The 7,574-nt window shown below is 41.4% G+C and carries 4 protein-coding genes; all 4 read left to right on the top strand.

Annotated elements, in window-relative coordinates; all coding sequences use genetic code 11:
• Window position 1: 1 nt before the first annotated feature.
• A complete protein-coding gene (locus tag HMPREF0106_RS16750; protein WP_009039509.1) occupies window positions 2–1,657 on the top strand; it encodes an O-antigen ligase family protein in 1,656 nt (551 codons plus the stop codon).
• A gap of 8 nt (window positions 1,658–1,665) precedes the next feature.
• Window positions 1,666–2,757, top strand: a complete 1,092-nt coding sequence (locus HMPREF0106_RS16745; RefSeq protein ID WP_032851208.1) for an efflux RND transporter periplasmic adaptor subunit — start codon at window positions 1,666–1,668, stop codon at window positions 2,755–2,757.
• 22 nt (window positions 2,758–2,779) lie between these two features.
• Window positions 2,780–5,863, top strand: coding sequence for an efflux RND transporter permease subunit (locus HMPREF0106_RS16740; RefSeq protein WP_009039511.1), 3,084 nt, complete (start codon window positions 2,780–2,782; stop codon window positions 5,861–5,863).
• Window positions 5,864–5,944: 81 nt separating this feature from the next.
• Complete coding sequence (locus tag HMPREF0106_RS16735) at window positions 5,945–7,405, top strand: TolC family protein (RefSeq protein ID WP_085931287.1); 1,461 nt, start codon at window positions 5,945–5,947, stop codon at window positions 7,403–7,405.
• The last annotated feature ends 169 nt before the right edge of the window (window positions 7,406–7,574 follow it).

Here is a 7,574-nt window from a genome sequence, read left to right on the forward strand (position 1 = left end):
AATGAAAGTCAAGTTGGAATTGAAGCAAATAACAAAAGGGAATATGGCGACTGTAATAACTATTACAGGAGTTGCGGCAATTTTGTGTGTAGTAGCTTTTTCTACTCCAAATGACATCCCTGTCGGCGAAATGGCATATCAAAAACTATGCTTGGGACGTATGGCCGTTGTTTTTGTCATTTGTAATCTGCTTTCTTTTTGCTTGAATAGAAAACAATATCTGTCTTTTCCATCCATAGTGACGTGGGTATTGATTGTGTTGGGAGGGTTTGAAGCTATTTGGGGATTGAGGCAAATATATGGTTTCGCTGTTTCCAATCACTCCTTATATGCACTCACGGGATCTTTCTATAATCCGGGACCTTACTCGGGATATTTGGCAATGATATTTCCGCTTTGTCTGCATGAATGGCTAAATTTGAAAGAAAAAACGGAGCGTACATGGATAGAACTGGGAAAGTATTATCTGGCATTAGGAGTGATGCTGTTGATTCTTTGTGTATTACCTGCCGGAATGAGTCGTTCGGCTTGGATTGCCGCCGCAGTATCGGGCGCATGGGTGTATGGAACGCACGTTTCATGGGGAAGTAAACTAAAGGAGATTAGAAAGATATATAAGAGAAAAGTAGTGTTGGCCTGTATTGCAGGAAGCATTATATTCATAGTGATTGGTTACTCACTTTTTCAGTTAAAAGCAACTTCCGCCAATGGGCGCTTGTTCATGTGGAAAATTAGTACTCTTGCGATCGCTGAAAGTCCTCTTGTAGGACATGGAACTGGGAATTTTGTTTCGGCCTATGGCAGAGCGCAGGAAGATTATTTTGCCAACGGAGAATATTCGGAGACGGAAGAATTGGTGGCAGGAAGTCCGGAATATGCTTTTAATGAATATCTTCAAGTAGCAACAGAATATGGGATTCCTTTTTTATTTGTCGTTTTATTAATAATTGCGTTTTGTCTTTGGAAGGGGAGTAGGGAAGGACGAATAGGTATTTGCGGTGGTGTAATTTCTGTTTTAGTATTTGCTTTTTCTTCTTATCCGATGCAGATTCCAGGATTTGCAGTGACCTTCTATTTCCTGCTGGCTGCTTGTGTTATTGGACGCTCGAAGATAATGCTATTATTTTTTATTTCGATAATAATTCTATTAGGGACATATTATTGGAAAAACAATCAATATGTTGTATGTAAGGATTGGTATCGTAGTAAAATGCTCTATAATATCGGAGCATACCAATCAGCTAAAGAAGAATATGAAAAGTTGTATTCCGAATTGAAGAATCGGGGAGCCTTTCTTTTTGAATACGGGTATTGCTTGCATAAATTGAAGGAGTATGATAGCTCTACAAAAGTGTTGAAAGAAGCCATGGAGCATAGTAATGACCCAATGATTCTGAATATTATTGGTAAAAATTATCAGGCATCAGGAAAGTATGAGAAAGCGGAAGAGAGTCTGATTCGGTCTACGCAGCGACTTCCGGGACGAATTTATCCGTATTATCTTCTGGCAAAGCTGTATGCGGAGCCGGAATACCAACAACCTGAAAAATTAAAGCGTATGGTTGAGGTTGTACTGACAAAAGAACCGAAGGTGCAATCGACAGCGGTAAAAGAGATGAGAGTGGAAGTAAAGAAATTATTGAAACAAATAAACTGATAAATATGATGAAACACAATAGTACATGGTTATTGTCATGTCTGGCATTAGGGATTCTGATAACATCTTGCTCTGGCAAGAAAAACGATGTAGATAAACAGGAACAAGGTGTTTCCACTGTTCTTCCTGATGCTAAGAATGAAGTCACTACTCAAATACTAAAGAGACGTGATTTTCATCACGAATTAGTCAGTAACGGCAAAGTAAGTGCTCTCGGACAGGCTGATCTTCGTTTTGAGACAAGTGAAGTTATTGCTCGTATTTATGTGAAGAATGGTGACCGCGTACATAAAGGACAGAACTTAGCTGAACTGGATAAATTTCGCTTGGAGCAGAAGCTGTCTCAAGCGGAAGATGCTTTGTTGAAAGCCGAGTTGGAACTGAAAGATGTATTGATCGGACAGGGGTATACCTCCGAAGATTTCAGCAAAGTTCCTGTGGAAACAATGAAACTGGCAAAAGTGAAGAGCGGATATGAGCAGTCGAGATCTCAATATGAATTGGTGAAAAGAGAAACAGAACATGCTACACTGGTTGCTCCTTTCGATGGAATAGTGGCTAATCTGTTTTCTAAACCATATAATTTAGCTAATACTTCCGAGGTGTTTTGTACGGTTATTGATACTCGTGGGATGGAAGCTGATTTTACAGTGTTGGAGAATGAGTTGGCTTTTATTAAAACAGGTGATAAGGTGATGATTACTCCTTATGCCGGAGGAGATTCGTTTGAAGGTAGCGTATCTGAAATCAATCCATTGGTAGATTCGAACGGAATGGTAAAGGTGAAGGCTGTAGTCAACGGACAAGGAAAACTGTTCAGTGGTATGAATGTAAGGGTAAGTGTTAGAAGAAGTTTAGGGCAACAATTGGTCATTCCTAAAACGGCTGTTGTGTTACGCTCCGGTAAGCAAGTGGTATTTACTTTACAAGAAGGCAAGGCTATGTGGAATTATGTGCATACAGGATTGGAAAATGCAACGGAATATGTTGTTTCGGATAAATCACAGAAAGGGATTGAAGAGGGGTTACTGGAGGGAGATACGATTATTGTGACCGGAAATCTGAATCTGGCACATGAAGCGGCAGTAAATGTAAGATAATCTGTGCCAAAATCGAGTAATTATGATAAAATTTTTAATCCAGCGTCCTATTGCCGTATTGATGGCTTTTACTGCCTGTTTTATAATCGGGTTGGTGACATATAATACTTTGCCTATATCATTGCTTCCGGATATTGCCATTCCGGAGATAACGATACAGGTGTCTGCCGCTAATACCTCTGCCCGTGAACTGGAAAACACGATTGTGAAACCTTTACGGGGACAACTGATTCAGGTGTCTACATTGAAAGATATTCATAGTGAATCGAGAGACGGAGGAGGTATGATCCGCCTGTCTTTTGAGTTCGGTACTAATACGGATCTTGCCTTTATAGAGGTCAATGAAAAAATAGACGCTGCAATGAATTATCTTCCCAAGGATACTGAACGCCCGAAAGTTATTAAGGCAAGCGCAACGGATATACCCGTGTTTTACCTGAATCTGACCTTAAAGAATGATAGTGCTTATAGTACGATAGGACAGCACTCTTTCCTGGATTTGTGTGAATTTGCCGAATCGGTGATCAAGCGAAGGATAGAGCAGCTCGAAGAAGTGGCTATGGTAGACGTGACCGGATTGGTGGAGCGTCAGGTACAGATTGTACCCGATGAGGATAAACTGGCTATGATGGGGTTTTCCATTGAAGATATTGAATCGGCTTTGGCTGCCAATAATGTGGAGCCGGGTAGTATGACAGTACGCGACGGATACTATGAATATAATATAAAATTCTCCACTCTGTTGCGTACCGCGGAAGATGTGGAAAATATATACCTGCGTAAGGGAGACCGCATTGTCCAACTAAAGGACTTCTGCAAAGTTTCTATCGTGCCCGTAAAAGAAAAAGGTATATCTGTATCGAACGGGAAAAGGGCGGTGACGCTGGCTGTTATCAAGCAGGCGGACGAGAATATGGATAAGATGAAGCAGTCTCTGGTAAGGACGATGGAGCATTTTAGACAGGTGTATCCTGATATTGATTTTAGTATTAGTCGCAACCAAACGGAATTGTTGGATTACACAATTTCAAACCTGCAACAGAATCTTTCTTTAGGATTCCTTTTTATCTGCCTGGTAGCCGTCCTGTTTCTGGGAGATGTGAAATCTCCGTTGGTGATCGGACTTAGTATGGTAGTTTCTATCGTGATTAGTTTTGTTTTCTTCTATCTGTGTAATATGTCACTGAATATCATTTCCCTTGCCGGATTGATTTTGGCTTTAGGAATGATGATTGACAGCTCGATTATCGTGACCGAAAATATATCCCAATATCGGGAGCGGGGCTATTCATTGCGTCGTGCCTGTATAACAGGAACAAGTGAAGTGGTGACACCCATGTTGAGTTCTTCCCTGACTACCATTGCCGTGTTTGCTCCTTTGATTTTTATGAGTGGTATTGCCGGAGCTATCTTCTATGATCAGGCTTTTTCGGTTACAGTGGGATTGATGGTTTCGTATTTTACCGGTATTATGCTTCTTCCGGTGCTTTATCTGCTGGTCTATCGGACAGGTATTCATGCCCGAAAATGGAAATGGCTTTCTTTTAAATTCAATAACCCGATAAAGGATCACACATTGGATCGTTTTTATGATGCCGGGGTAGATTGGGTGTTCCGTCACAAAACGTTTAGTGTATTGTTTTGTGTTGTCTCCATCCCGCTTTGTGTATTCTTCTTTTTCTTTATCGACAAGCAACGGATGCCTGATATAGAAGAGAATGAATTGATTGCCCGGATCGAGTGGAATGAGAATATTCATGTGGATGAAAACAGGAGGCGCGTGGATGAGCTTTTTAGAGATTTAAAAGAACAGGTATTGGAGCACACGGCATCTGTTGGCAGGCAGGATTTTCTTTTGAATCGTGAAAGGGAACTTTCTTCTTCCGAAGCGGAACTCTATTTCCGAACGGAAACATCAGAAATAATCGCTCCTTTGCAACAGGAAATATACCATAAACTGAAAGAACGTTATCCGCTTTCCGTTATTTCTTTCTCTCCACCGGAGACTGTATTTGAGAAACTCTTTGTAACGGGAGAACCGGATATCATAGCCGAATTTTACACTCGTAATAAGGCAAAAGCACCGGAAGCGGAAACGATCCGGAGTGTGGAGCTGGAGTTAGCCCGTAGGACGGGAATTGCTCCTACAGGCATTGCTTTTGAGAACCAGTTGAACCTAAGTATCAATAAGGAGAAACTATTGCTTTATCGTGTTGCTTACAATGAACTTTATAGAGTTTTGAAAACTGCTTTCCGGGAAAATAGTGTGACTATGTTGCATTCTTACCAGCAATATCTTCCGATCAACGTTGCGGGCAGTGAGAAGACGGTGAATGAAATATTGCAGGAAACACTGATACAGACTGAACCGGACAGTAAAGGCGACAGAGAGTACATTCCACTCCGGGAACTGGTGACGGTTACTCCTGCCGAGGACTTGAAGAGTATTACTGCCGGACGTAACGGGGAGTATGTTCCTTTTGATTTTTATGGCGTACAGGACGGAAACAAACTGATAAAGGAGGTGAAACAAACGGCAGAAGATATGAAAGACTGGGATACTGGATTCTCCGGCAGTTTCTTTTCTAACAGTGAGATGTTGGATGAATTGGTGATCATCTTATTTATTTCACTGTTACTGATGTATTTTATTCTTGCCGCACAGTTTGAAAGCTTTTTGCAGCCTTTGCTTGTTTTGGCGGAGATACCGATTGACCTCGCATTTGCACTGCTTTTACTCTGGATTTGCGGACATACGCTGAATTTGATGTCTGCTATCGGGTTGATCGTTACCTGCGGTATTGTAATTAATGACTCTATTCTGAAGCTGGATGCTATCAATGAATTGCGTAAGGCGGGTGTTCCGCTATTAGAAGCGATACATGAAGCTGGTCGTAGGCGTCTACGACCGATTATCATGACTTCTCTGACTACCATTTTCGCAATGGTGCCACTGCTTTTTTCTTCGGATATGGGTTCGGAGTTACAAAAACCGTTGTCTATTGCTATGATAGGAACAATGTCGATTGGTACGGCGGTGAGCTTATTTATTATACCGTTACTTTACTGGTTCATTTACCGTAACAAGAAAATAAGTAACAGCTAGAAAGTAATAACTAATAGTTCTAAAATGAAAGTTATGAATAGATTAAAGAAAAGAATTCCTGTCTTCCTCTGTGTCTTCTGTATGTTTGGTGGTGAATCTTCACTTTGGGCACAGAAACACCTGGTATTGGATTTGAACAGGACAATTTCTCTTGCTAACGACAGTTCGCTGGAATCATTCCGTACGCAGAATATGTATTTATCCGGTTATTGGGAGTATAGGACTTTTCGGGCAAATCGTTTGCCTAGTCTGACACTGGATGTTACTCCGGCACAATATAACCGGGATATAACGAAACGATACGATTCGGGACAGGATTTGGATGTATACCGTACGCAACAGTCTTACTATGCTTATGGAGGATTGAGTGTAAAACAGAACTTTGATTTAACCGGAGGTACTTTTTATCTGGAATCGAATCTTGCCTATATGCGTAACTTCGGAAGTAACAGTGCTACGCAACTTACGAGTGTTCCCATACGAATCGGATATTCGCAAAGTCTGGTAGGATATAACTCCTTCAAATGGGAACGGAAGATAGAACCGTTGAAGTATGAGCGTGTGAAAAAGGAATTTCTCTATAATGTGGAAAAAGTGTCGGAAACGGCTACGAATTATTTTTTCTCTTTGGCTATGGCGCAAGCAGAATATAATCTTGCTAAAGAAAACTTGGCTTCTACGGACACATTGTATCGTATCGGGCAACAACGCCATCGAATTGCAGCTATCTCACAGGCTGATTTGTTGACATTGAAACTGGATCGCGTGAATGCGCAGAATACATTGCAGAATAAAGCAAGTGACCTGAAACGGGCTATGTTTTCACTGGCTTCTTTTCTCAATCTGGATAAGAATACGCAAATCAAACTGGAACTTCCTTCCCGCCCGGAGATGGTGGATATTCCGGTAGATGAGGCTTTGAGGTGGGGCAGGAATAATAACCCGCAATTGTTGGAACTGAAACAGAATGTACTTGAAGCGGAACGGAATGTAGATAAGACGAAGAAAGAATCTCGCTTTAACGCAAGTGTGAATGCCAGTATCGGTTTTAATCAGGTAGCGGATAACTTTGGAGATGTGTATCATAAACCGATGCAGCAGGATTTGGTGGCAGTCAGTGTTTCTATTCCGTTATTGGACTGGGGTGTTCGTAAGGGAAAGTATAATATGGCAAGAAATAATCTGAATGTAGTGAAGATCTCGGCACGTCAGGATGAGATTAGCATCGAGGAGGAAGTGATTATGACGGTAAGTGATTTTAATATCCAGCAGCAATTGATAGCCAGTGCGGAAGAAGCGTTGGATCTGTCTATACTTGCTTATAATGAGACAAAACAGCGCTTCATTATCGGCAAGGCGGATATTAATAGCTTGACTCTTTCTCTCAACAGGCAGCAACAGGCACAACGTAATTTTATCTCTGCCTTGCAGAACTACTGGCTGAATTATTATAAGATACGCCGGCTTACTTTATTTGATTTTGCAGCGAAGCTTTCACTTTCGGACAGGTTTGATTTTAATGGAGGAAAGTTGGTTAAATGATAATTTTGCGGAGTGCCTTGAAAGGGCTTAATTATATAGCGTAGGGCAACGCCCTACGTAAAAACGGCAATCTGAATTTGCGCCCTGAAAGGGCATAATTGTATACAGTTCCGCCCTTTCAGGGCTTGTGGCTGGTGTGTTTTTTTCGTAGGGCGTTGCCCTACGCTAT

Origin of the sequence: Bacteroides sp. D22 (assembly GCF_000163675.1) — a bacterium.
Classification (GTDB): Bacteria; Bacteroidota; Bacteroidia; order Bacteroidales; family Bacteroidaceae; genus Bacteroides; species Bacteroides xylanisolvens.

Excerpts from the sequence above, each read along its gene's own strand:
- HMPREF0106_RS16750 (WP_009039509.1), top strand. The coding sequence starts at position 2 with ATGAAAGTCAAGTTGGAATTGAAGCAAATAACAAAAGGGAATATGGCG.
- HMPREF0106_RS16745 (WP_032851208.1), top strand. The coding sequence starts at position 1,666 with ATGAAACACAATAGTACATGGTTATTGTCATGTCTGGCATTAGGGATT.
- HMPREF0106_RS16740 (WP_009039511.1), top strand. The coding sequence starts at position 2,780 with ATGATAAAATTTTTAATCCAGCGTCCTATTGCCGTATTGATGGCTTTT.
- HMPREF0106_RS16735 (WP_085931287.1), top strand. The coding sequence starts at position 5,945 with ATGTTTGGTGGTGAATCTTCACTTTGGGCACAGAAACACCTGGTATTG.